Annotated in this window: 19 protein-coding genes and 1 tRNA gene; 17 read left to right on the forward strand and 3 right to left on the reverse strand. The window is 39.4% G+C overall.

Annotated elements, in window-relative coordinates; translation table 11 throughout:
- Positions 1–18 precede the first annotated feature (18 nt).
- The 10 genes from rplJ to yedA all read left to right on the forward strand — a co-directional run bounded on the left by rplJ (position 19) and on the right by yedA (position 14,650).
- Positions 19–501 carry a 50S ribosomal protein L10 gene (gene rplJ / locus AC5SLP_RS01455; RefSeq protein WP_495253356.1) on the forward strand — a complete coding sequence of 161 codons (483 nt, stop codon included), beginning with the start codon at positions 19–21 and terminating at the stop codon, positions 499–501.
- Between the two features lie 89 nt (positions 502–590).
- A complete protein-coding gene (gene rplL, locus AC5SLP_RS01460) occupies positions 591–968 on the forward strand; it encodes a 50S ribosomal protein L7/L12 (RefSeq protein WP_495253357.1) in 378 nt (125 codons plus the stop codon).
- Positions 969–1,100: 132 nt separating this feature from the next.
- Positions 1,101–5,258: a DNA-directed RNA polymerase subunit beta gene (gene rpoB / locus AC5SLP_RS01465; RefSeq protein WP_495253358.1), complete on the forward strand. Its 4,158-nt coding sequence runs from the start codon at positions 1,101–1,103 to the stop codon at positions 5,256–5,258.
- Positions 5,236–9,759, forward strand: coding sequence for a DNA-directed RNA polymerase subunit beta' (gene rpoC / locus AC5SLP_RS01470; protein ID WP_495253359.1), 4,524 nt, complete (start codon positions 5,236–5,238; stop codon positions 9,757–9,759). The genes rpoB and rpoC overlap by 23 nt, the downstream gene beginning before the upstream one ends.
- A gap of 84 nt (positions 9,760–9,843) precedes the next feature.
- Entirely contained in the window at positions 9,844–10,221 is a 378-nt protein-coding gene (gene rpsL, locus AC5SLP_RS01475; protein WP_495253360.1) for a 30S ribosomal protein S12, read from the forward strand.
- A 72-nt stretch (positions 10,222–10,293) separates the two neighbouring features.
- A complete protein-coding gene (rpsG, locus tag AC5SLP_RS01480; RefSeq protein ID WP_495253361.1) occupies positions 10,294–10,764 on the forward strand; it encodes a 30S ribosomal protein S7 in 471 nt (156 codons plus the stop codon).
- Between the two features lie 81 nt (positions 10,765–10,845).
- Entirely contained in the window at positions 10,846–12,924 is a 2,079-nt protein-coding gene (gene fusA / locus AC5SLP_RS01485; RefSeq protein WP_495253362.1) for an elongation factor G, read from the forward strand.
- Positions 12,925–12,994: 70 nt separating this feature from the next.
- A tRNA-Arg gene (locus AC5SLP_RS01490) sits at positions 12,995–13,071 on the forward strand.
- Positions 13,072–13,234: 163 nt separating this feature from the next.
- Positions 13,235–13,687 carry an Lrp/AsnC family transcriptional regulator gene (locus AC5SLP_RS01495; RefSeq protein ID WP_495253363.1) on the forward strand — a complete coding sequence of 151 codons (453 nt, stop codon included), beginning with the start codon at positions 13,235–13,237 and terminating at the stop codon, positions 13,685–13,687.
- A gap of 21 nt (positions 13,688–13,708) precedes the next feature.
- Positions 13,709–14,650, forward strand: a complete 942-nt coding sequence (gene yedA / locus AC5SLP_RS01500; RefSeq protein ID WP_495253364.1) for a drug/metabolite exporter YedA — start codon at positions 13,709–13,711, stop codon at positions 14,648–14,650.
- On the opposite strand, the gene AC5SLP_RS01505 is transcribed toward yedA, so the two are convergent.
- Positions 14,639–15,478: an aldo/keto reductase family protein gene (locus AC5SLP_RS01505; RefSeq protein WP_495253365.1), complete on the reverse strand. Its 840-nt coding sequence runs from the start codon at positions 15,476–15,478 to the stop codon at positions 14,639–14,641. The two genes, yedA and AC5SLP_RS01505, sit on opposite strands and share 12 nt — an antisense overlap.
- A gap of 123 nt (positions 15,479–15,601) precedes the next feature.
- On the opposite strand from AC5SLP_RS01505, the gene AC5SLP_RS01510 reads away from it, so the two are divergent.
- Positions 15,602–16,870, forward strand: coding sequence for a SagB family peptide dehydrogenase (locus tag AC5SLP_RS01510; protein WP_495253366.1), 1,269 nt, complete (start codon positions 15,602–15,604; stop codon positions 16,868–16,870).
- Position 16,871: 1 nt separating this feature from the next.
- Here AC5SLP_RS01510 and AC5SLP_RS01515 read toward each other — a convergent pair whose 3' ends face one another.
- Entirely contained in the window at positions 16,872–17,423 is a 552-nt protein-coding gene (locus tag AC5SLP_RS01515) for a chalcone isomerase family protein (protein WP_495253367.1), read from the reverse strand.
- Positions 17,420–18,778: an MATE family efflux transporter gene (locus AC5SLP_RS01520; protein WP_495253368.1), complete on the reverse strand. Its 1,359-nt coding sequence runs from the start codon at positions 18,776–18,778 to the stop codon at positions 17,420–17,422. The genes AC5SLP_RS01515 and AC5SLP_RS01520 overlap by 4 nt, the downstream gene beginning before the upstream one ends.
- A gap of 192 nt (positions 18,779–18,970) precedes the next feature.
- Between AC5SLP_RS01520 and AC5SLP_RS01525 the strand changes: the two genes are divergently transcribed.
- The 6 genes from AC5SLP_RS01525 to AC5SLP_RS01550 all read left to right on the forward strand — a co-directional run bounded on the left by AC5SLP_RS01525 (position 18,971) and on the right by AC5SLP_RS01550 (position 25,048).
- Positions 18,971–19,264: a c-type cytochrome gene (locus AC5SLP_RS01525; protein ID WP_495253369.1), complete on the forward strand. Its 294-nt coding sequence runs from the start codon at positions 18,971–18,973 to the stop codon at positions 19,262–19,264.
- A 12-nt stretch (positions 19,265–19,276) separates the two neighbouring features.
- Positions 19,277–19,780: a Rieske 2Fe-2S domain-containing protein gene (locus tag AC5SLP_RS01530; protein WP_495253370.1), complete on the forward strand. Its 504-nt coding sequence runs from the start codon at positions 19,277–19,279 to the stop codon at positions 19,778–19,780.
- Between the two features lie 3 nt (positions 19,781–19,783).
- A complete protein-coding gene (locus tag AC5SLP_RS01535) occupies positions 19,784–21,013 on the forward strand; it encodes a cytochrome b (RefSeq protein ID WP_495253371.1) in 1,230 nt (409 codons plus the stop codon).
- A complete protein-coding gene (locus AC5SLP_RS01540) occupies positions 21,010–21,855 on the forward strand; it encodes a c-type cytochrome (RefSeq protein ID WP_495253372.1) in 846 nt (281 codons plus the stop codon). The genes AC5SLP_RS01535 and AC5SLP_RS01540 overlap by 4 nt, the downstream gene beginning before the upstream one ends.
- A gap of 83 nt (positions 21,856–21,938) precedes the next feature.
- Positions 21,939–24,485: a trimethylamine-N-oxide reductase TorA gene (gene torA / locus AC5SLP_RS01545; protein WP_495253373.1), complete on the forward strand. Its 2,547-nt coding sequence runs from the start codon at positions 21,939–21,941 to the stop codon at positions 24,483–24,485.
- Positions 24,485–25,048: a hypothetical protein gene (locus AC5SLP_RS01550; RefSeq protein WP_495253374.1), complete on the forward strand. Its 564-nt coding sequence runs from the start codon at positions 24,485–24,487 to the stop codon at positions 25,046–25,048. Before torA ends, AC5SLP_RS01550 begins: the two co-directional genes overlap by 1 nt.
- Positions 25,049–25,152: the final 104 nt, after the last annotated feature.

Below are 25,152 nucleotides of genomic sequence, written 5' to 3' on the forward strand. Positions count from 1 at the left end.
AGTTGGAAAGGAGAAAAATTGACAAGAACAGAAAAAGCTGAATTTATTAGTTCACTTACTGAAGAGTTTAAAGCTTCCGACGGTTTGATTGTTTGTGACTACAAAGGTCTTAATACAAAAGCTATCGAAGCATTAAGAAATGCTTCAAGACCAGAAGCGATTAATGTTAAAGTAATTAAAAATACTTTAGCGTCTATTGCAATGAAAAACGCTGGTTTAGAAGGACTTGACCTTAAAGAGAGTAACATCTTTATTTGGGGACAAGATCAGTTAGCTGTGACTAAAGTTGTAGCAAACTTCGCTAAATCAAATCCTAACTTTGTTATCAAAACAGGTTTTGCAGGTGGCGAAATTGTTGATGCTGCTAAAGTTGAAGCACTTTCTAAAATGCCATCTCGTAATGAGCTTATTGGAATGCTTCTTTCAACTTGGATGGCACCAATTACCAACTTTACAATCGGTCTTGATGCACTTCGTGCTAAAAAACAAGAGTCAGAATAATCAAGCAAATGTAAGATTGAGTTCTTACATGTAAACATAAGAGCATTAGCTCTTCTTTAAAAATAATTAAAAAAATGAGGAGATTTGAAATGGCAATTTCAAAAGAAGACGTATTAGAGTATATTTCAGGTCTTAGCGTACTTGAATTAAGCCAATTGGTTAAAGATTTCGAAGAAAAATTCGGTGTATCTGCTGCTCCAGTTATGGTTGCAGGCGCTGGTGTTGCTGCTGCTGGTGGCGAGGCTGCTGAAGAGAAAACAGAATTCGACGTTATCCTTAAAGATGGTGGCGAGAAGAAAATTAACGCTATTAAAGTCGTAAGAGAAATTACTGGTCTTGGTCTTAAAGAGGCTAAAGATGCAGTTGAAGGTGCACCAACAACTCTTAAAGAGGGTGTATCTAAAGAACTTGCTGAAGAAATCAAAAAGAAACTTGAAGAAGCTGGCGCTGTCGCTGAAATTAAGTAATTTTGTTGTGAAGAGTAGCCCTGTGCTCTCTTCACAAAACTTTTTCCCTGGAAATTATTAGTCGTTACAAATTCTATCATTTGATAGATGAACCTACTGCCCTTTTTTCAAACAACTACACGAGGTAGACTCATGTTAAATAGCCTAAAATCTGGAAATCGCTTAAGAGTTGATTTTTCCAAAGTCCCAAAAAAAATTGATGTACCAAATCTACTACAACTTCAACAAAAGAGTTACGAACAGTTTTTAAATGTTGAAAACCTTCAAGAAGAGAGCGGTGTAGAGAAGGTTTTTAAATCCATTTTCCCAATCCATGATCCACAAAATAGACTTACTTTAGAATACGTTGGATCAGAAGTAGGCAAACCTAGATACACCGTTAGAGAGTGTATGGAGAGAGGTCTTACTTATTCTGTTAGTTTAAAAATGAACATTCGCCTTATCCTTTGGGATAAAGATGAAAAAACCGGTGAAAAAACTGGTGTGAAAGATATTAAAGAACAAGCCATTTTTATTCGAGAAATTCCATTAATGACCGATAGAACATCGTTTATTATTAATGGTGTTGAAAGAGTTGTTGTTAATCAACTTCATAGAAGCCCTGGTGTTATCTTCAAAGAGGAAGAGAGCCCAACGGTTGCTAACAAACTTATCTACAATGCACAAATCATCCCTGATCGTGGTTCATGGTTGTACTTTGAATACGATGCAAAAGATACATTGTTCGTACGTATTAATAAGCGTAGAAAAGTACCTATTACGATTCTTTTTAGAGCGTTAGGCTATAGTAAGCAAGACATTTTAAAACTTTTCTATCCTGTCCTTAATATTCTCATCAAAGACAATAAATTTTTAATTGAATTTTCTGCTGACAATTTCTTAGGTCGTGTTGATTTTGACATGAAAGATGAGCACGGTAATCTTCTTTTAGCAGCAGGAAAACGTCTTGCTCGTAAAAAAGCGGAAAAATTTATTGAAGATGGTGTTAAATTTATTGAATATCCTGTTGAGATTTTAGTTAATCGTTTCTTGTCTTCACCTATTATAGACCAAGAGAGTGGTGAAGTTCTCTATGATACGCTCACACAATTGGATGAAGGTAAACTTGCAAAAATTATTGAACAAAAATGTGAAACCATTGAAATAGCCAATGACCTCGCAAGTGGTGTTGATGATGCTATCATTAACTCTTTTATTGCTGATAATGAAACATTAAAACTTCTACGTCAAACAGAGAGCATTGAAGATGAAAATGATTTAGCCGCTATTCGTATTTATAAAGTTATGAGACCTGGTGAGCCTGTAACGAAAGAAGCTGCCAAGCTTTTCGTTAAAGACTTATTTTTCAACTCAGAGCGTTATGACCTTACAAAAGTTGGTCGTATGAAAATGAATCATAAACTAGGCCTTAGCGTACCTGAGTATGTGACGATTATGACCAGTGAAGATATTATCAAAACGGCAAAATACTTAATCAAAGTTAAAAATGGTCAAGGCCATATCGATGATCGTGACCACTTGGGTAATAGAAGAATTAGAGCGATTGGTGAGCTTTTAGCCAATGAATTACACTCTGGTCTCATCAAAATGCAAAAAGCGATTCGTGATAAATTTACAGCACTTAGCGGTAGTGTTGAAGAGTTGATGCCACATGATTTGATTAACTCTAAAATGATTACATCTGCTATTGCAGAATTTTTCTCAAGTGGACAATTATCACAATTTATGGATCAAACCAATCCTCTAAGTGAAATTACTCACAAAAGAAGACTTTCAGCTCTTGGTGAGGGTGGTTTGGTGAAAGAGCGTGCAGGCTTTGAAGTTCGTGACGTTCACCCAACGCATTACGGTCGTATTTGTCCTGTTGAAACCCCAGAGGGTCAAAACATTGGTTTGATCAATACGCTTTCCATGTATGCAAAAGTAAACGACCTTGGTTTTGTGGAAGCACCGTATCGTAAAGTTGAGAATGCAACCATTACCGATGAGATTATCTATATCACTGCAACGCAAGAAGAGGGTTTAGTTATTGCTCCTGCTAGTACAAAAATCAATGAAAACAATGAAATTATTGAAGATTTGATTGAGGTTAGGGTTGATGGTGAAACAGTACTTATTGAAAAAGAAAAAGTAGATTTAATTGACCTTTCTTCTATGATGATTGCGGGTGTTGCTGCTTCTTTGATTCCATTCTTGGAACACGATGATGCGAACCGTGCGTTAATGGGTTCAAACATGCAACGTCAAGCGGTACCTTTAGTGAAATCAGACGCTCCAATTGTAGGAACAGGTGTTGAAAAAATTGCAGCACGTGATTCATGGGAAGCGATTAAAGCAAAACGTGCAGGTATCGTTGAAAAAGTAGATAATAAAAATGTCTACATTCTTGGTGAAGATGAAGGCGGTGCTTTTATTGACCATTATGCACTTCAAAAAAACCTTAGAACCAACCAAAATACAACGTTTACGCAAAAAGTCATTGTAAGACGTGGTGACGTTGTTGAAAAAGGAACCGTCCTTGCGGATGGTCCAAGCATGGATCAAGGTGAGCTTGCGATTGGTAAGAATGCAATGGTTGCCTTTATGCCTTGGAACGGTTATAACTATGAGGATGCGATTGTTATCAGTGAACGTATGATTCGTGAAGATGCATTTACAAGCGTTCATATCTATGAAAAAGAGATTGAAGCACGCGAACTTAAAGACGGCGTAGAGGAAATTACAAAAGATATTCCTAACGTTAAAGAAGAAGAACTTGCACACCTTGATGACAGTGGTATTGTTAAAATTGGTACCTATGTGACTCCAGGTATGATTTTGGTGGGTAAAGTTTCTCCAAAAGGTGAAGTAAAACCAACACCTGAAGAGAGACTCCTTCGTGCAATTTTTGGTGAAAAAGCAGGACACGTTGTTAATAAATCACTCTATGCGACACCATCGCTAGAAGGTATTGTCGTAGATGTTAAAATCTTCACCAAAAAAGGGTATGACAAAGACCCACGTGCCGTTCAAGCGTATGAGCAAGAAAAAGAGATTTTGGACCGCGAACATCACGATAAACTCTTGATGTTAGATAGAGAAGAGATGCTGCGTATCAATGCAATGCTTCTTAGAAATCCATTAGAAGAAGATCAAGAAATTAGTAAAAACAGCTACAAAAAAGGTGATTTTATTAAAGCGGAGGACCTTCACAACGTCAATCGTTTCTCAATCAATTCTATTGTAAAAGCATTCTCTAACGAAGTACAAGATGATTACAAAGATTTAAAAGTTTACTTCCAAAATGAGAAGAAAAAACTCAAAGAAGAGCATGATGAAAAACTCAATATCATCGAAAAAGATGATATCTTGCCAAGTGGTGTTGTAAAGCTTGTAAAAGTGTATGTAGCAACAAAACGTAAGCTCAAAGTGGGTGATAAAATGGCGGGACGTCACGGAAATAAAGGTATTGTTTCTAATATCGTCCGTGAAGTTGATATGCCTTACCTTAAAAATGGCGAGATTGTTGATATTGTCCTCAATCCACTGGGCGTTCCAAGTCGTATGAACATTGGACAAATTCTAGAGGTCCATTTAGGTTTAGCAGGTAAACGTCTTGGTAATCAAATTGAAGAGATTTTCAAAGAGAAACAAGGTGATTGGATTAAAACCCTTCGCGAAAAAATGATTAGTATTGCGGATGTTGCTAAATTGATGGATGCTAAAAACTTTATTGACAAATTGGATGATGAACAACTTTTAACCTATGCTCGTGATTGGAGTAAAGGTGTTAAATTCGCAACACCAATTTTTGAAGGTGTCAATACAGAAGAGTTTGCAAAACTTTTTGAGATGGCCAAAATTGATTTAGACGGAAAGACAGATTTATACGATGGTATGACAGGTCAAAAAATGCATGAAAAAGTCAATGTGGGTTACATGTATATGTTAAAACTCCACCACTTGGTTGATGAAAAAGTGCATGCAAGAAGTACCGGACCATACTCACTGGTCACACAACAACCCGTTGGTGGTAAAGCACTCTTTGGTGGACAAAGATTTGGTGAGATGGAGGTATGGGCACTTGAAGCATACGGTGCAGCCTATACTCTACGAGAGATGTTGACAGTTAAATCAGATGACGTTGAAGGAAGAATTCTTGCGTACAAAGCTCTTACAAGAGGCGAAAATGTACCACAAACAGGTATTCCTGAAACATTCTACGTTTTAACTAATGAGTTGAAGTCTTTGGCTTTAGATGTTGAGATATATGATGAGGTAGAAGAAGATGAAGCGACTAGAACCAATTGAGATTCACGAAGAAAGCCGTCCTAGAGACTTTCAAGCATTCCAACTTAGACTTGCAAGTCCTGAGAAAATTCGCTCATGGAGTCATGGTGAGGTAAAGAAACCAGAAACTATTAATTATCGTACATTAAAGCCAGAGCGAGACGGTCTCTTTTGTGCGAAAATTTTTGGACCTGTCCGTGATTATGAGTGTCTTTGTGGTAAATACAAAAAGATGCGTTATAAAGGCATCAAATGTGAAAAATGTGGTGTTGAAGTTACCAGCACTAAAGTAAGACGTTCACGCATGGGACACATTGAACTCGTAACGCCTGTGGCACACATTTGGTATGTCAATTCTCTCCCAAGCCGTGTTGGAACACTTCTTGGCGTTAAGATGAAAGATTTAGAGCGCGTACTCTATTACGAAGCATACATTGTTGAACAAGCGGGTGAAGCATTTTACGATGCTGAAAACAAGAACAAAGTTGCTTTATATGATGTCTTAAATGAAGAGCAATATCAAGCGCTCCAACAAAAATTTGGAGATACTGGTTTTGTGGCTAAAATGGGCGGTGAAGTTATTCGTGACCTTTTAGCGAGCCTTGATCTTGTTGAAGTTCTTGGTCAATTGAAAGAAGACATTAATCAAACCAGTTCTGAAGCAAAGAAAAAAACAATTGTTAAGCGTCTTAAAGTTGTTGAAGCATTTTTAAATAGCGGTAATCGTCCTGAATGGATGATGATTACGATGTTGCCAGTTCTTCCGCCAGATCTTAGACCACTTGTAGCGCTTGATGGCGGAAAATTTGCGGTCAGTGACGTAAACGACTTGTATCGTCGTGTTATCAACAGAAACGCTCGTTTGAAACGTTTGATGGAACTTGATGCTCCTGAAATCATTATTCGCAACGAAAAACGTATGCTTCAAGAAGCGGTTGATGCACTTTTCGACAACGGACGTAGAGCCAATGCGGTTAAAGGTGCTAACAAACGTCCTTTAAAATCACTTTCAGAGATTATCAAAGGTAAGCAAGGACGTTTCCGTCAGAACCTACTTGGTAAAAGGGTTGACTTTTCGGGTCGTTCGGTTATCGTTGTTGGACCAAACTTGAAAATGGATCAGTGTGGTCTTCCAAAACAGATGGCTCTTGAATTGTTTAAACCGCATTTGTTAGCGCGTCTTGAAGAAAAAGGTTATGCAACAACGGTCAAGCAAGCGAAAAAAATGATTGATATGAAGACCAACGAAGTATGGGAATGCCTAGCGGAAGTAGTTAAAGGTCATCCTATTATGCTTAACCGTGCACCAACACTTCACAAACTCTCAATCCAGGCGTTTCACCCTGTTTTGATTGATGGTAAAGCGATTCGTTTGCATCCTCTCGTTTGTTCTGCCTTTAACGCGGACTTCGACGGTGACCAGATGGCGGTTCACGTTCCATTGTCACAAGAGGCGATTGCTGAGTGTAAGATTTTGATGCTTAGTTCTATGAATATCTTGCTTCCAGCTTCAGGTAAAGCGGTCACCGTTCCAACACAAGATATGGTCTTGGGTCTTTATTATTTAACGTTAGAAAAACCGCATGCACAAGGCAGCAATAAAATTTTTGCTAATGTGGATGAAGTTCATATTGCTATTGATGCAGGATTTTTGGATATTCATGCCAAAATTAAAACGCGTATCAATGACAGAATTCTTTTTACAACAGCAGGTCGTTTAATTTTAAAATCGATTTTACCAGAATTCGTTCCTGAAGAGTTATGGAATAGAGTCTTGAAAAAGAAAAATATTGGTGGTTTGGTTGATTTTATTTTTAAAGAGGGTGGTATTGGTATCACCGCAGGATTTTTGGATAATCTTAAAAATCTTGGTTTTAAATACGCAACACAAGCGGGTATTTCTGTTTCGATTGATGATATTCGTGTCCCTGAAGCGAAAGTGAAAAAGATTAAAGAAGCGAAGAAAAAAGTACGTGAAATTCAAAAACAATTTAGTTCAGGTCTTTTAACCGAGCAAGAGCGTTACAATAAAATTATTGATATCTGGACGGATACGAACAACGAAGTAGCATCAGAGATGATGAAACTGACTGAAAGTCATAAAGGCGGCTTTAACTCTATTTACATGATGGCTGACTCTGGTGCGAGGGGTTCTGCCGCACAGATTAGACAGTTAGCAGGTATGAGGGGTCTTATGGCAAAACCGGATGGAAGTATTATTGAAACACCAATTATTTCTAACTTCCGTGAAGGTCTAAACGTTCTTGAGTACTTTATTTCAACCCACGGTGCACGTAAAGGTTTGGCCGATACCGCACTTAAAACAGCGAACGCAGGTTACTTAACCAGAAAACTGATCGACGTTGCACAAAACGTTAAAGTGACTATGGATGATTGTGGAACGCATGAAGGTGTTGAGATTACAGAAATCAGTGAAAGTGGTGAGTTGGTCGAATCATTGTATGAGAGAGCAACAGGTCGTGTTTTAGCAGAAGATGTTATTGATACGATTACCAACGAAGTACTTTTTACCGAAGGTACGCTCATTGATGAGAAAAAAGCTCAAGCGCTGAAAGAAGCAAGCATCAAGTCTGTTGTGATTCGTACTCCGATTACATGTAAAGCTAAAAAAGGTGTGTGTGCCAAATGTTATGGTACCAACTTGGCTGAAGGTACATTGGTTCGCCCAGGTGAAGCCGTGGGTATTATTTCAGCACAATCTATTGGTGAGCCAGGTACGCAGCTAACACTTCGTACATTCCACATCGGTGGTACGGCATCAACGGAATCGCAAGACCGTCAAGTTATTGCGCAAAAAGAGGGTTTTATTCGTTATTACAACGTAAAAACGTATGTAACAAAAGAAGGTAAAAACATCGTAGCCAATCGTAGAAATGCGGCTGTTTTACTTGTTGAACCAAAAATTAAAGCGCCATTTAAAGGCAAAATTGAAATCGATACAGCACACGAAGAGACTGCAATTACCATTACGGGTGCAAGCGAAAATATTCGCTATACCTTGCGTAAAAGTGACTTTGCAAAACCAAATGAGCTTGCAGGCGTTAGCGGTAAAATCGAAGGTAAATTCTACATTCCTTACAACAGCGGTGATGTTGTAGAAGAAAATGAAAGTATTGTCGAGGTTATCCGTGAGGGGTGGAACGTACCAAGTCGTATCCCGTATGCCAGTGAGCTTAAAGTTAAAAACGGTGAGCCGATTATTCAAAAAATCCATGCAGATGCAAAAGGTGCTGTGAAGTATTATAAACTTCATGGTGATTATTTGGATCGTATCCATGACATTGAAAAAGGGCACGTGGTTAAAGAAAAAGGTATTTTTGCGGTTGTTGCGGACAATGATGATAGAGAAGCAATTCGTCATTATATCCCACGCGATTCTATTATTGATGTGCCAGATAACAGTATTGTAGAGTCTAAAACGTTGATTGCGTATCCTTCAACCAGTGAGCAAATTACGATTGCTGAATGGGATCCATACTCAACACCAATTATTGCAGAAGATGCAGGTACGGTTACCTTTGAAGATATTGAACCTGGCATTAGTGCAACAGAACAATTTGATGACATGACAGGTCAAAGTAGACTTGTGATTAATGAGTATTTACCAAGCGGTATGAAGCCTACAATTATTATTGCTAATAAAAATGGCGAAATTATTAAATACCAACTTGAGCCAAAAACAGCGATTTTCGTTCAAAATGGCGTTACAGTTGGTCTGGCCGATTTAATTGGTAGAACACCAAAAGCGATTGCAAAATCAAAGGATATCACCGGTGGTCTTCCACGTATTAGTGAACTTTTCGAAGCACGTCGTCCTAAAAATGCAACGGTTATTGCTGAAATTGATGGAACCATTCGTTTTGGCAAACCACTACGTTCGAAAGAGCGCATCATTATTGATGCAAACGATGGTACAAGCGTAGAGTATCTTGTGGATAAAAATACACAAATTCACGTTCAAGCGGGCGAGTTTGTGCATGCGGGCGAGCGTTTGACCGATGGTGTTATTTCAAGTCATGATATTTTACGTATTATGGGTGAGAAAGCACTTCATTATTATCTTATCAGCGAGATTCAACAAGTTTACCGTGGTCAAGGCGTTGCGATTAACGATAAACATATCGAAGTCATCGTTTCTCAGATGTTACGTCAAGTCCGTATCGTTGATAGTGGTGATACGAAGTTTATCATGGGTGATTTAATCAGTCGTAGACGTTTTAGAGAAGAAAATGAAGCTGTCTTGAAAATGGGTGGAGAACCGGCAATTGCTGAGCCAACACTCCTTGGTGTAACACGTGCTGCTATCGGTAGTGATAGTGTTATCTCTGCAGCGTCATTCCAAGAGACAACCAAAGTTCTTACAGAAGCAAGTATCGCCGGCAAAATGGATATGCTTGAAGATCTTAAAGAAAACGTTATCTTAGGTCGTATGATTCCAGTTGGAACAGGTTTATATCAAAACAAACAATTTAATATCGAACTCAATCCAAACAGAGGTTAAGTTAAGGTTCCCTTAACTTAACCTTTTTTTAAGCTATTTTTAAATAAAATTAGCACCTATTTTTTACAAAATAAAGGAAATAATGTGCCAACCATTAACCAACTCGTCAGAAATGAGAGAAAAAAGGTGATAAAAAAATCAAAATCACCTGCACTTGATAAGTGCCCTCAAAGAAGAGGCGTTTGTACAAGAGTTTATACTACAACTCCTAAAAAACCAAACTCTGCTTTGAGAAAAGTTGCCAAAGTCAAATTGACTAGCGGTTTTGAAGTCATTAGCTACATCGGTGGCGAGGGACATAACCTTCAAGAACACTCTATTGTTTTAGTTCGTGGCGGAAGGGTAAAAGACTTACCGGGTGTTAAGTATCATATTGTTCGTGGTGCTTTAGATACATCAGGTGTTGCAAAAAGAACAGTTTCTAGAAGTAAGTACGGTACTAAAAAACCTAAATCTAAATAAATTTAACCACAGGTAGTGTCCTTGATTTGACACTATTTGAGTAAAATTTTTCAAAAATTTGAAGGAAATATCATGAGAAGAAGAAAAGCTCCTGTTAGAGAAGTATTAGCAGATCCAATCTACAATAGCAAAATCATCACAAAGTTTATCAATGCGTTGATGCTTGACGGTAAAAAAAGTGTTGCAACCAAAGTATTTTATGGTGCATTAGAGTTAGCTGAAAAAAGAAGCGGAAGTCAAAAAGGTATTGAAATTTTTAATGCAGCTATCGACAATGTAAAACCTGTCATGGAAGTTAAAAGCAGACGTGTGGGTGGTGCAACATACCAAGTTCCCGTTGAAGTTAGAGCAGCTCGTCAACAAGCATTGGCTCTTAGATGGTTGGTCTCTTTTGCTCGTAAAAGAAGTGAAAGAACAATGATCGAGAGGTTGGCCAATGAACTTTTAGATGCGGCTAATAGTAGAGGCGCTACCTTTAAGAAAAAAGAAGATACTTATAAAATGGCAGAAGCAAACAAAGCGTTTGCTCACTATCGCTGGTAGAATGATGATGAGAGCGTTTAGATTTAAACTGCTCTCTCTCATTTCTCAATTTTTACTCCTAACATATTTAAGGAAACGATAATGGCAAGAAATACCCCCATAAGCATGGTACGAAACATTGGTATTGCTGCGCATATTGATGCGGGTAAGACCACAACAACTGAAAGAATTCTTTTTTACACCGGTATCTCTCATAAAATTGGTGAGGTACATGATGGTGCTGCAACAATGGACTGGATGGAACAAGAAAAAGAGAGAGGTATTACCATTACTTCTGCTGCAACAACTTGTTCATGGAAAGATCATCAAATTAATATCATCGACACTCCGGGCCACGTTGACTTCACGATTGAAGTTGAGCGTTCTATGCGTGTTCTTGATGGTGCTGTCGCTGTTTTTTGTGCGGTAGGTGGTGTACAACCTCAATCAGAAACCGTATGGAGACAAGCAAACCGTTACCAAGTTCCAAGAATGGTGTTTGTTAATAAAATGGACCGTGTTGGTGCGGATTTTTATAACGTAGAAAAACAGATTAAAAATCGTCTAAAAGCAAACCCAGTGCCTATTCAAATTCCAATCGGTGCAGAAGATACTTTTAAAGGTGTGATTGACCTTGTAGAGATGAAAGCTCTTATCTGGGATGATGATGCTGCTATGGGTTCAAACTATAAAGTTGTTGAAATTCCAGCAGAACTTGCGGACAAAGCAAAAGAATACCGTGAAAAAATGGTAGAAGCTGTTTCTGAGACAAGTGATGCATTAATGGAAAAATACCTTGGTGGTGAAGAACTAAGCAAAGAAGAGATTAAAGCAGGTATTAAAGCAGGATGTCTTGCAATGACATTCATCCCAATGATTTGTGGTACAGCTTTCAAAAATAAAGGTGTTCAACCTTTACTTGATGCTGTTGTTGATTATATGCCATCTCCTACAGAAGTTCACGCAATCAAAGGTGAATATGAAGATGGACACGAGTGTGTTGTTGATTCAACCGATGAAGGTGAATTTGCTGCACTTGCGTTTAAAATTATGACAGATCCATTTGTTGGACAATTAACATTCGTTCGTGTTTACCGTGGTTCATTAGAGAGCGGTAGTTATGCGTACAATACAACAAAAGACAAAAAAGAGAGAATTGGCCGTCTTCTTAAAATGCATGCGAACAAAAGAGAAGAGATTAAAGTGCTTCACTCTGGTGAAATCGGCGCGGTTGTTGGTCTTAAAGACACATTGACCGGCGATACACTTGCGAGCGAAAAAGACCCAGTAATTCTAGAGAGAATGGTATTCCCCGATCCTGTTATCTCTGTTGCGGTTGAGCCTAAAACGAAAGCGGATCAAGAGAAAATGGGTATTGCCCTTCAAAAATTGGCTCAAGAAGATCCAAGCTTTAGAGTTGAAACCGATGAAGAGAGTGGTCAAACCATTATTTCAGGTATGGGTGAGCTTCACTTAGAAATTCTTGTTGATCGTATGCTTAGAGAGTTTAAAGTAAGTGCCGAAGTTGGACAACCACAAGTTGCTTACCGTGAAACCATTCGCCAAGCGGTTAATCAAGAGTACAAATACGCAAAACAATCTGGTGGTCGTGGTCAATACGGTCACGTATATCTTAAAATTGAACCACAAGAGCCAGGTGCAGGTTATGAATTTGTGAATGATATCAAAGGTGGTTCTGTTCCTAAAGAATATATTCCAGCGGTTGATAAAGGTATCAAAGAAGCACTTCAAAGCGGTGTACTTGCAGGTTATAAAGTGGAAGACGTTAAAGTCACATTGTACGATGGAAGCTACCATGAGGTCGATTCATCTGAGATGGCATTTAAACTCGCTGCTTCAATGGGCTTTAAAGAGGGTGCAAAAAAAGCAAAACCTGTTATTCTTGAGCCAATCATGAAAGTCGAAGTTGAAACACCTGAGGACTTTATGGGTGATGTTATCGGCGATCTTAATAGACGTCGTGGTCAAATCAACTCTATGGATGATAGAAGCGGTAACAAAATTGTTAATGCATTTTGTCCTCTTGCAGAGATGTTTGGTTACTCAACTGACCTTAGATCTCAAACACAAGGTCGTGCGTCTTACTCTATGGAATTTGATCATTACGATGAAGTTCCTAGAAACGTTGCTGAAGAGATTATCAAAAAACGTAACGGCTAAAAAGCCACGCTTAGAAGCCGAATGTGTTTTCACACATTCGGCTTTTTTTTTACTTCATTTTTTGCCCTTGGTCCCGATAGCTCAGCAGGATAGAGCATCAAATTCCTAATTTGAAGGCCATGCGTTCGAATCGCATTCGGGACACCAAAATTTTAAACACATCGTTTTATTTTCCCCTCTTTTAGACCACAAAATTGACTAAACGTTATTAATTTACTGTTAAAATTTTCTATATGTCGTAATTTTAGATTATCTAAGACGATTCGTTCTAAAATATCCCAAAACAGTTATACTTTTGCAGGAGAAAATAATGGATGAGATTGACTTAGAGATTTTAAAATTACTGGAACACAATGGCAGGCTTTCTCACGAAGAGATTGGGAAGCTTGTGCATATCTCAAGGCCCGCTGTGCATCAACGGGTAGCGAAATTAGAGAAGAGTGGTGTGATTAAAGGGTATCATGCCATTATTGATTGGAAAATGTTGGAGCAAAAAATTCAAGCATTTATCTTTGTCAAAGTGAAATGCCAGTCGTTTAAAGAGATCACTTCCAAAATCCTCAATCTCAAAACAGAGCATACCACGATTTTAGAGTGCCAACGTTTAGCTGGCGAGTGGTGTATGGTGTTAAAAGTACGTGTGAATTCTCCCGATGATATTACGCACTTTTTGGATGAACTTGTAAAGTTTCCTGAAATCTATGAGACTTCAACCACCTTTGTTCTCTCCACACTATATGAAAATGGCTTTAGTGAATACTAAAAATCAAAGAGGAAAAAAGAAATGAACGCTTTACATGTAAAGGCTAATGCATCTGTGGAATTTAAACGAATGGCTAGTGTTGTGATCGCTTTAGTGTCTGTTTATATTATTTGGGGCAGCACCTATTTAGGGATCAAAATTGCCATCGAAACCTTTCCACCTTTTTTAATGGCAGGGATTCGGTTTCTCATCGCTGGCGTACTGTTGTATGGCTTTGTCTTTTACAAAGAGCGGAAGCATCCTAAGCTCATTGAGTGGCGAGATACGACCATCATTGGTACATTACTGCTTTTGGGCGGTAACGGGCTTGTGGTGATTGCTGAGGGGAGTATTCCTAGCTCGATTGCTGCCATTATTATTGCAACGGTACCTTTATGGATGATTGTGATGGGGTGGTTGATGAAAATTCAATCTAAGCCCAATATGAGTACACTCTTTGGAACGCTGATTGGCTTTTTAGGCGTGGCGATTTTGATGTATCCTTCACATCAAGACACATTGCATGTTGATACTTTTGGATTGCTACTCACACTTTTCGCAGCGATATTATGGTCATTAGGCTCTATTTATTCTCAAAAAGCGACGTTACCTTCTTCTTCAATGCTTTCTACGGCAATGCAAATGATATCAGGAGGAGTTGTGTTAATCATCGTAGCAACCCTGTTTGGTGAATGGCATCACTTTAACCCTGAAGCGTTCTCTTCTCGTTCACTTTTAGCGCTGCTTTATCTGATTTTTATTGGTTCATTACTTGGCTTTAGCGCGTATGTGTGGCTTTTAAGAAATGTATCGCCGTATTTGGCTTCAACGTATGCGTTTGTCAATCCTCTGGTCGCCCTTTGTTTAGGGTATTTTTTTGCCAATGAAGTCTTAAGTTTCAAAGCATTGATTGCGACCGTATTGATTATTAGCGCTGTTGTGATGATTACCCTTTTTAAAGCCAAAAAGAAATTAAACAAGTAAGGTATCAATGTGTGTTATCTCATCAGGATTTAATGAAAATTCAAAAATAGTTAAATCCTCTTTCATATGTTTTTGCGATGTTGTTCCATTGAGGGGGATAATGTCTTTATGGATTAAATAACGGTAAAAAATCTGTTCGGTAGATTTTTGGTAATGTCTAGCAATCGCATGCATGATGTCACTTTGAAGGATGTGTGGATTGGCAGTGAGCGACCAAAAACTCTGATAAATAATGCCTACATCGTTACACCATGCACGAAGTGATTTATCGTAATCACTCTCTTGATAAAAGCGATTCTGAACAACAGAGGGTTTAATAGTAGCATCGGCAAAAAGGTGTTGTAACAAAGTGATATCATAACAGTTACTGATACCAATTTGACGTACCTCTTCTTTTTCAACCAGACTTTCAAAACTCTTCCATGCTTTTAGAAGATTTGCATAAGAGAATAGAGGAGAATGAAGTAACAGTGAATCAAGATATGTGGTGCGTAGATTGCGTTTTGAAACGTCACAAGAGTATAAAATTTGCTCTTCAAGCGTTGCTTTTGGATCATACGGAACGCGCATTGGGTCTTGACCATTAAGCGGCGTAAATTTAGTTTGAATAAAAAGCGCTTCACGCTGACCACCTTCTGCAAAAAAACGCGAGATACCTTCTCCCACCAATGCCTCTTCATAGTGCTTAGGCTGACAAGCGGTATCGATGCCTCTAAAACCGTTTTTTAACGCTAATGATACTAAATCAGCGGTGCGCTCTTTTTTCCATGCTGTACCATACAGCATACATGGAATTTGGACATTTCGATTGCTTTGTTTATACTCCATGGTTTCTCCTTTTTGGCATTATAAAGTAATGGCCGTTGGGGTTGGATTAAACTTTACATGTAAAAGCGATTTTTGAGCTAAGGCGTACATGATTTGGAGTAAGATTTTGCCAAAGGAGAAGTGATGTTAGCCTATCATGCCAAAACCATGCACTCATACCAATCGGTTCGCGATGGAAGTCATTTTATGGATTGGGACCATCAGCCCAGTAGTTTTAAAATTTATCCTGAACACTTTACGCGTATTCCTCTTCATAAAACCAATCCTCTGCATCGTTTTTTTATCTTAATTGGTGGCTTGAGTGCTCAAAAAAGCTATCCAGGTGTGACGTATTCGCTTCGAACAAATCCTAGTGCAGGAGCCTTATACCCCACAGAAGTGTATATACAAATCAAAGAAGTGGAAGGCTTTGAAGATGGCATCTATCATTTAAATCCCAAAGAGCAGGCTTTGGTTCTTTTGTCTTCACTTAAAGCGGATGAAGGGCTAGAACCGCTTTTACATGTAAAAAAAATCACAGGATTTTTATTTTTATTTTCAACACTTTATTACCGCTCTTCATGGAAATACCGCAATCGTGCGTTTCGATATTGTTTGCAAGATACAGGCCATATGTTAGGTACTCTTGAAGCATCATGTTATCTTTTAGACAAATCGTATCACATTTTATATGATGGCGATAAACAAGCGCTCAACCAATTTTTTGGTTTTGGCAAAGAGGAATTTTTTCTCTCCTTTGCTTGTGTAGGCGACGAACAACCTTTTACATGTAAATTGCCTGCCGCGCATTTTGATAGCTGTGATGGCACGCACACGTTTGAATCAAATATTCTCGTAGAGCGTGCTTATGAGAGTACGCTTAGTTTGAAAAAACAACCTCAAATGAAAATGCCTCATTGTACGCTGGATAAAGATAGTTATCTCAAAACGATTTGGAACAGACGCTCTATTCGTGACTTTAATCCCTCAAGCGCTATTTCGCAGGAGCACTTTCAAACGATTATGGAGTTTATTACCCAGCCTATTCCTAGCGATTGTGATACACGTGTAGACATCTACGCAGTTATTAATAGAGTTGAGGGCTTGTGGCGAGGATTATGGAAAGAGGGAGCCTATCTCAAATCCGGTGATTTTGCCAATTTGGCAGGGTATTTGTGTTTGGAACAAGCGTTAGGTGCACAAAGTGCGGTGACATTTTTCTTGGTTGGTGATGAGAGCGAGAATTATCAAGCTTTGATGCAAAAAGCGGGCATTATAGGACATCGGTTGTATCTTATTTCAAATTATTTAGGCATTGGATGCAGTGGCATTGGTGCGTATTACGATGAAGAAGTGGCGACATTTTTAGAAACAGAGGGCATGATCTTGTATGCCCTTGTGATTGGGAAATAAGCTATTTCCCAAGAAGTGAGTGTTTAAGGCTCTCTTGAACGGGTGCATCCCCTAGCCAAATACCAAAAAGAGCCTCTTTAAACGCCAACCCTTCAATACGCTGTTTTAAAACTCCATTTTTGAAAATGCTGACGCCATGCTGCGGAAGATAGAAAAATTCATACACATCCTTCTGAACAATAGGCTCTTTAAAAACGGCAATAAAGGTATCAATAGCGCTTTGAAGTGGCTTTGTGGCGTGATGCGTGGATGCATCAAACCCTTCACGCGTTGCCTCTTCCATCTTTTGACTGGTAATCAAAGAAGAGGTGATGTGTAACGTCATGCTCATCGGAACATCATCGTGCAGAAGTGTAGCAGAGGGTTTTTCTGTGTAAAGTCCTGCAACATAAAGGTCAAGGAACAATTTATCGCGAACGCCCACACCTTGTAAGGTGAGCGTTAATGTGTCATGACTTAAGTGTTCTGGCAGTGTTACACCGGCAATTTCTTTGGCATTTAGGAACGATAAGCAGAGCAATACGGCAACACACAAAACAGAAAGACGTTTCATTGAATTCCTTTTACATGTAAAAGATGATTGACTTTTTTAAGCGTATAGAATAGCAAAAAAAGTGCCGAACTGTAAACAATCACTCCCAGTCCTACCCACATCCAGATAAAAGAGAGTTTGAGATACGTGACAAGCAAGAGATAAACGATGGTGGGAGCAAGCAGTTGGCGTGATAAGCCGATGTAAAAAATCATCGCAGGCTGTTTGATACCTTGCAGTGTAGAAACACAGACAAAATGGGTGACATAGCCACAGAAGAGAAAAAGCATAACATGAATGTAACTACTACCAAAAAAGATAACATCTGCGTCATTATCAAATTGTGAGACAATCCATGTGCTAAAACTGAGCATAATAACCATACCAAGTAATGCGATGGTGTAACCATATTTTAGAGCAGAAATTAAAATTTCTTTGACACGAAGCAGTTTTCCAGCTCCCATATTGTTTGAAACTAAGCTCAGTGTTGCACTGCTGATACCAAGAGCTGGAAGAAGCATAAGTTGTTCAACCCGATATCCAATACCATACCCCGCAACGGCTTTGTACCCATAGGTCGTCACAAAATGAAGGGCAATGAGAGAGCCTAGAGAAATCATCAGCATATTAAGACCAGGGGGCGTGGCTTGGGCAAAAAATTGTTTATAGATGCGCCAATTTGGGTAAAAATGGTTTTTACATGTAAAATCAAAAAGTCCTGTTTTTAGGACTTTTATCAGTAGATATACGGCTGTTAATACTTGAATCAAAACCGTTGAAAAAGCAATACCCCCAATGCCCATAGCAGGGATGAATGCCAAACCATAAATAAACAAAGGGTTGAGAACTAAATTGGCAAAAAAACCAAAAATGAGCGTGTTTCGGTAGCTTTTGGTATCACCTGTGGCGACAAGGACACTGTTAAGAGCGAAGTTGGCAAAAAAGAAAATCGTACCGAGTAAAATAATACGCATATACGCGGTTGCTAAAGATTTGTAAGCATCCTCTGTTCCGATAAGGTCAAGTAAAAGCGCCAAGTTGAAGTACCCAAGAGCCCCGAGCAATAATCCTAAAATCATCACAAGCGTTACCCCTTTTTTACTAAGCAGTGCCGCATACACAAGATGTCGTCTGCCATATGCATGCCCTATCAATGCACTCAGCGCGGTTGTTCCGCCATATGCAAGCCCAATAATAAAGAAAAATAAAAAGGAGCTAGAAGACAAAGCGGCGAGGGCTTGGGTTGAAATAAGACCTGCATAATAGGTATCAACGACATTATAGAGTGTATTAAAAATCATTCCTAAACTTGCAGGAATGGCAAGCTGACGAATGAGCGAAGGAATGGGATATGTCGTCAGTGTTTGTGCGTCCATAAAAGCTCTTTTTTTCTGTTTATCATAACCGCAATAGACTTTAAAGTAGCTCTTTTTTTACATGTAAAAATTTTATCACATATCATGTATGCCTCATTAATTACTCATTTTTTTTCGTTAAGCTTCAGTTATAAAAATAGAAAATTACAGATTTTATGTAATTTTTATTTAAGAATAATACGGGAGTTTGGAATGAGAGAGATGGCGGTAACACTGGGTATTTTAGTTTCATTGGTTGGTGTCAGTGCAAATGCAACACCCCTTTACAGTAAATGCATCGCATGTCATGGTGCGCAAGGTGAAAAAGCGGCCCTTGGTAAAAGCGCCATCATCAAAGATATGAGCAAAGCAGATTTTATAGCAGCGCTCAAAGGCTACAAAGATGGCAGTTACGGTAAAGCTTTAAAAGCGACAATGAAGCCTCAAGTGGCAACGCTCAGTGATGCTCAAATGGAAGAAATTGCTGAGTTTATTGCAAAAAAATAAGGTATGAAGCTAATGGAAAATTCGATCAATCGTCGCGATTTTATTGGTCTAACCTTGGGCGGATTTGCTGCTGTGGGTACGGGCGCGACGCTTCTTGCAATGAAAGGGGCTTGGGACCCACTTCCCAGTGTCATCTCATCAGGTTTTACAACCGTGGATATTAGTAGTTTGAAAGAAGGTGAATGCAAAACCGTTGAGTGGCGTGGCAAACCGGTGTATATTATCAAAAAATCTGCTTCAATGCCTATCAACCTTAAACGCGATGTCGTTGTTGAAGGTGCGTCTTACTCTTTAGGTGTTCAAATTTGCACGCATTTAGGATGCATCCCCAGTTATGAGAGTAAAACACAGATGTTCAAATGTGCCTGTCATGGTGGTGAGTTTGATGTCAATGGCATCAATACATTTGGACCACCACCTCGTCCTATGGAAATTCCTCCATTTAACATTAATGGAACAACGCTCGTTTTAGGCGAAGAGGGCGAGATGTACAAAAAAATGATGGCAAAGGTGTAAGGTATGGCACGTATTCGAAAATCAGAGGGCCTTATCGATTGGCTTGACCAACGCATTGCCATCAAAGCAGTCACCAAAGTGCTTTTGACAGAGTATTGGATTCCTAAAAATATCAATTTTCTCTGGGCGATGGGTGTTGTTTTAACGGTTTTATTTATGATTTTACTCATCAGCGGTGTGTTTTTATTGATGTACTACAAACCAGACATTCATTTGGCGTATGACAGCGTGAATTACACCATCATGCAAGAGGTCAAATACGGCTGGCTCTGGCGACATCTGCATGCCGTGGGTGCATCGTTAGTCTTTTTAGTCATTTATATTCATATGTTTGTCGGTATCTATTATGGCTCATACAAACAAGGCCGTGAGATGATTTGGATAGGCGGTATGATTTTATTTGTGCTCTTCTCCGCCGAAGCATTTAGCGGTTATATGTTGCCATGGGGACAGATGAGTTATTGGGCAGCGGCAGTTATTACCAACCTTTTTGGTGGCATTCCTGTGATTGGTGCTGATTTGGTCATTTGGATTCGCGGTAATTTTACTGTAGCCGATGCGACACTCACGCGCTTTTTTATGTTGCATGTTTTACTGCTACCCATGCTCATTTTAGTGTTTATCGCCATTCATTTTTTTACCCTTCGTTTCCCACACGTCAATAACCAAAAAGGCGAAGAGCTTGATTTTGATGTGGAAGCAAAAAAATACCTAGAAGGTGATAAAAAAAGTTCTAAAGTTATTCCTTTTTGGCCGGTGTTCCTCTCCAAAGATATTTTTGTCGTGTGTGTTTTTATGGTAGGGTATTTTTTCCTCACATTTTACCACTATGACTTTGCGATGGATCCGATTAACTTTGAACCAGCCGATGCAATGAAAACACCGCTTCATATCTACCCTGAGTGGTATTTTTTATGGAGTTATGAAGTGCTTCGTGGTTTTTTCTTTAGCGCTGATTTGGGCTTTTTAGCTTTCATGGTCGCCAATGTTATTTTTATAGCACTGCCTTTCTTAGATAGAAGTGAGGTTGTGGCTCCTGCGCATGAACGCAAAGGATTTCGTGTTTGGTTTTGGCTTTTAATGGCAGATATGATGCTCTTAACGTTGTATGGCAAATTACCGCCAACAGGTATTAATGCCTATATCGGTTTTGCCGCATCGCTTCTTTTTTTAACACTTTTTGTAGCCTTGCCTATTATCACAAAACGTGAAAAAATAGGAGATGTTGCATGAAAAGTTTAGCAATCGTGCTTATTCTGAGTGCTCTTTTATACATCGGTGTTGAACCTTTAGCACACCATGTGATGCACCCAAGCGTTGCTCCTGCGGATTACAGTTTCAAAGATGTTGGAACCATTAGTTCTAAAGGGAATATTGAAAAAGGAAAAGCCGCTGTTGAAGCCAATTGTATTGCATGCCATGCACTCAGTTCACAAGGGTTTGCCGCTGTTATGAGCAATCAAGACGCTGGCGCGGCTTATGGGGTTGTCGTTCCTGATTTATCAACGGCTGGTGTGTTGTATGACAGAAATTATTTGGCGGCTTTTATTAAAAATCCTGTAAAAACAGCTAAGTTGAGTCATAAATTTAACGATGAAAATCCGCATCCTATGCCAAGTTTTGAAGGTTTGGGCGATGAGACGATTGCTGATATGGTGGCATATTTTACATTTATTGCTCCAAAAGAGATCAGTGGAAAAGCTATCTTTGCCGATGCGTGTGAGAGATGCCATAGTATGAAATATGACACACTTCAAGCCTTTACCTCTGCGGAAGATTTGAAGCGTTATATGGGGGCGAAAATTCCTGATTTATCGATGATTATTCGCAGCAAAGATGCACTCTATCTTCATACATTTATCAATGACCCACAAAAATTATTGGCAGGAACTTCCATGCCACGGGTCGGTTTAACACAAGAATCAGAAACAAAACTTATCTCTTACTTTGAGAAGATTGGTGATAGCAAAAAAGAGGAACGCGAACAACTAGGGCTTATTGCGATTCTCTTTATGACGGTTATGTCTGTGGTTGCCTATCTTTGGAAAGTTAAGATTTGGCGGGAGGTGGAGTAAAGACGATGAAAAAGTTTTTACATGTAAAACTGCATGTAGGGTTGAGCTCGTAGGTTTTTAAAACAAGAAACAAGGAGTACATGATGACAAGAAAAATGGACAGAAGATCGTTTTTGAAAGTAAGTGGTGCAGCAACAGGTGCTGCTGTCGCGGCAGTCAATGCAGAAGCAATTCCTTTAGTCGGAGATTCTTTATTTAATGATAAAGCAGAAGGATGCAGTGCTTCACACTTTGGTGCCTTTAAAACAGGTGTAAGAAATTCTCGTTTAGAGCAAGTCACACCCATAGAGGGTGATGAATATCCTTCAACGCTTGTGCAAGCGATTCCTGCTCGTACGTATGCGGAAGATCGTATTTTATATCCATGCGTTCGTGAGGGTTATCTCAAAAATGGCCACAAAAGCGATAAAAGCAAACGTGGGTCTGATAAATTTGTGCGCGTCTCTTGGGAAACAGCGTTTGATTTAGTAGCAAATGAAATCAAGCGTGTGCATAAAGATTACGGTCCAGATGCTATTTATGGTGGTAGTTATGGATGGTTTTGTGTAGGAAGTCTTGGTAATCCACAAGCGCTTTTGGGCAGAATGTTAGGCATCTCTGGTGGTTATACTTCTCGTACATGCACCTATTCAACCCATGCGATTCGTCAAATCACGCCATACATTACAGGAAGCGATGAATCCACAGCGCAACAAACGGTTTATCCAGTGTTGATTGAAAACAGCGAATGTGTTGTTTTTTGGGGATGTGACCCAGTCAATACCAATCAAATCGCTTGGGGTGTTCCAACCCATGAAGTTTATTCTTATTTGAAGGAACTCAAAGCGCAAGCGAAAAAACGTGGTGTAAAATTTTACATCATTGACCCAGTGTACAATAATACAGGTATGTATTTTGAAGCAGAGCACATCCAAATCAGACCAACAACCGATGTTGCAATGATGCTCGGTATGGCACATTATCTCTACACCGAAAAACTCCATAGTGAAGATTTTATCAAAAAATACACCTATGGTTTTGACGAATTTAAAAAATACTTGCTCGGTGAAAGTGAAGACATGGTGGCAAAAACACCAGAATGGGCTTCTAAAATTTGTGGCGTTCCAGCAGATGTGATTAAAATGCTTGCCAAAGAGTTCGTCTCAAAACGTACAATGCTCATGGGCGGTTGGGCAACACAACGTGCGCACCATGGCGAACAACCAAACTGGATGATGATTACGCTTGCGAGTATGATTGGACAAATCGGTCTTCCTGGTGGAGGATATGGATTAAATTACCACTACTCAAACGGTGGTGTGCCAATGCCTGCTGCTGCAACAGGTAATGCACTCAGCGAAAAACCACTCAATGGTTCAACCGGTCTTGCGGCAGATGCCAATAACAAAGCGGCTTCTCCAGGACTTTCAGGTATTAGCATCAAAACAAAAGTCAAAGGTCCATGGCAAGATGCGAAAATGGAACTCATTCCTGTATCTCGTATTGTTGAATGTTTGGAAAATGCGGGTAAAGAGTACAACTTTGATGGCAAAACACTCAAATGGCCTGATTTGAAAATGGCGTATTGGGCTGGCGGTAATCCATTCCACCACCATCAAGACCGTAACCGTATGATTAAAGCGTGGAAAAAGTTCGAGACCTTTATCGTTCAAGATAACTTCTGGACAGCCAGTGCGAGAATGGCGGACATCGTTTTGCCTGCAACCACAGAGCAAGAGCGTAACGATATTACCAAAGCACACAGCAATACCTATATCTTCGCGATGAAACAAGCCGTACAGCCTGCGGGTGAAGCGATGGACGATTTTGATATTTTTGTCAATATCTTACGCCGTTTTACTGCTGAACAAGTGCTTGCGTTTACTGAAGGCAAAACGAAAATGGAATGGATCAAATCATTCTATCAAGCCTCTTACGACAAAGCAACCAAATCAGGCGTTACCATGCCTACCTTTGATGAGTTCTGGGAAAAAGGCTATGTGAAGTTTGAAACACCTGAAAGTGCGAAAAAATTCATTAAAATGGGTGACTTTAGAAAAAATCCAATCGTACACCGTTTGGGTACACCTTCGGGTAAAATCGAAATTTTCTCTAAGAAAATTGCGGGCTATAACTATAAAGAGTGTAAAGGTCATCCAATGTGGTTTGAGCCAATGGAATGGCTTGGCTCACCAGTAGCAAAAGAGTATCCACTCAACTTAATCAGTCCACATCCAAAATATCGCCTTCACTCACAACTCAACAATACATGGATTCGCCACCTTGAAGAGGTTGATGGACGTGAGCCAATTTGGATGAACCCAAAAGACGCTCTCTCTCGCGGTATCAAAAACGGTGATGTCGTAAGAGTTTTCAATAAACGTGGTCAAGTTCTTGCTGGTGCCGTGGTAACCGAAGCAATGATGCCAGGTGCGGTGAGAATGCAAGAGGGTGCTTGGTATGACCCAACTGAGCCCGGAAAACCAGGAACACTTTGCCGTCATGGAGATGTGAATGTTCTGACTCCTGATGTTGGAACATCAGAACTTGCACAAGGTAACCAAGCAACCGCATTGGTTCAAATTGAAAAATACAAAGGTGAAGTTCCAGAAATTGGAATCTTTAAAGCTCCACATATTAAAGGCGTATAATGAAATTAATGAAATTGATAGCACCGTTATGTGTCGCATCAACGATGCTATTTGCACAAAGTGCGTTTTTGACAAAAAACGCACCTTTGTATGCAGAAGCAAGCGAAGGATCAGCTCTTGGAGAGCTGGTCATTGCTTCGGAAGTGAAGACACTTTCAACGAGTGGTGAATACAGCGAAGTCGAGTTTCAAGGTTTTATGCCAGAAGGCAGTACGATTGCGTACGAAAAAGCTGGTGTATTAATGGTGGGTTTCCAAGCGCAAAGCCCATCGGCTTACAAAATTATTGGTCAGAAAAAAGACGAATACGATACCGTATGGCTCAATGTTTCTGTCAAAGGTTTTGTCAAAACAGCGGTATTAGACGCTGATAAAAACAAAATTTTAAATGTGGGTAAAGCTATGTTTCAAGCTAAATGTGGAACATGTCACGCACTGCATCCTGAAGATGAATTTGATGCCAATGTGTGGCCGTCTATCTTAGATGCGATGAGTGCACAAGCAGGTTTGAGTGGTAGTGAACGCTACACGATTGAAAAATACCTCCAAAATTACACAAAGTAGTACACCTCTTCTCTCCGCTTTTTAGACAAGCGGAGAGAACTTTCACCTCATTTTTTTCTCATATTTTGGTGTTATAGTAATTTTAGCTATCCTAGAAGAATTTT

This window comes from Sulfurospirillum sp. E15m (assembly GCF_059415145.1).

Bases quoted from the DNA above. Each gene is read 5' to 3' on its own strand.
- rplL (WP_495253357.1), top strand. From the start codon at position 591: ATGGCAATTTCAAAAGAAGACGTATTAGAGTATATTTCAGGTCTTAGC.
- rpoB (WP_495253358.1), top strand. From the start codon at position 1,101: ATGTTAAATAGCCTAAAATCTGGAAATCGCTTAAGAGTTGATTTTTCC.
- rpoC (WP_495253359.1), top strand. From the start codon at position 5,236: ATGAAGCGACTAGAACCAATTGAGATTCACGAAGAAAGCCGTCCTAGA.
- rpsG (WP_495253361.1), top strand. From the start codon at position 10,294: ATGAGAAGAAGAAAAGCTCCTGTTAGAGAAGTATTAGCAGATCCAATC.
- fusA (WP_495253362.1), top strand. From the start codon at position 10,846: ATGGCAAGAAATACCCCCATAAGCATGGTACGAAACATTGGTATTGCT.
- AC5SLP_RS01495 (WP_495253363.1), top strand. From the start codon at position 13,235: ATGGATGAGATTGACTTAGAGATTTTAAAATTACTGGAACACAATGGC.
- yedA (WP_495253364.1), top strand. From the start codon at position 13,709: ATGAACGCTTTACATGTAAAGGCTAATGCATCTGTGGAATTTAAACGA.
- AC5SLP_RS01505 (WP_495253365.1), bottom strand. From the start codon at position 15,478: ATGGAGTATAAACAAAGCAATCGAAATGTCCAAATTCCATGTATGCTG.
- AC5SLP_RS01510 (WP_495253366.1), top strand. From the start codon at position 15,602: ATGTTAGCCTATCATGCCAAAACCATGCACTCATACCAATCGGTTCGC.
- AC5SLP_RS01515 (WP_495253367.1), bottom strand. From the start codon at position 17,423: ATGAAACGTCTTTCTGTTTTGTGTGTTGCCGTATTGCTCTGCTTATCG.
- AC5SLP_RS01520 (WP_495253368.1), bottom strand. From the start codon at position 18,778: ATGGACGCACAAACACTGACGACATATCCCATTCCTTCGCTCATTCGT.
- AC5SLP_RS01525 (WP_495253369.1), top strand. From the start codon at position 18,971: ATGAGAGAGATGGCGGTAACACTGGGTATTTTAGTTTCATTGGTTGGT.
- AC5SLP_RS01530 (WP_495253370.1), top strand. From the start codon at position 19,277: ATGGAAAATTCGATCAATCGTCGCGATTTTATTGGTCTAACCTTGGGC.
- AC5SLP_RS01535 (WP_495253371.1), top strand. From the start codon at position 19,784: ATGGCACGTATTCGAAAATCAGAGGGCCTTATCGATTGGCTTGACCAA.
- AC5SLP_RS01540 (WP_495253372.1), top strand. From the start codon at position 21,010: ATGAAAAGTTTAGCAATCGTGCTTATTCTGAGTGCTCTTTTATACATC.
- torA (WP_495253373.1), top strand. From the start codon at position 21,939: ATGACAAGAAAAATGGACAGAAGATCGTTTTTGAAAGTAAGTGGTGCA.
- AC5SLP_RS01550 (WP_495253374.1), top strand. From the start codon at position 24,485: ATGAAATTAATGAAATTGATAGCACCGTTATGTGTCGCATCAACGATG.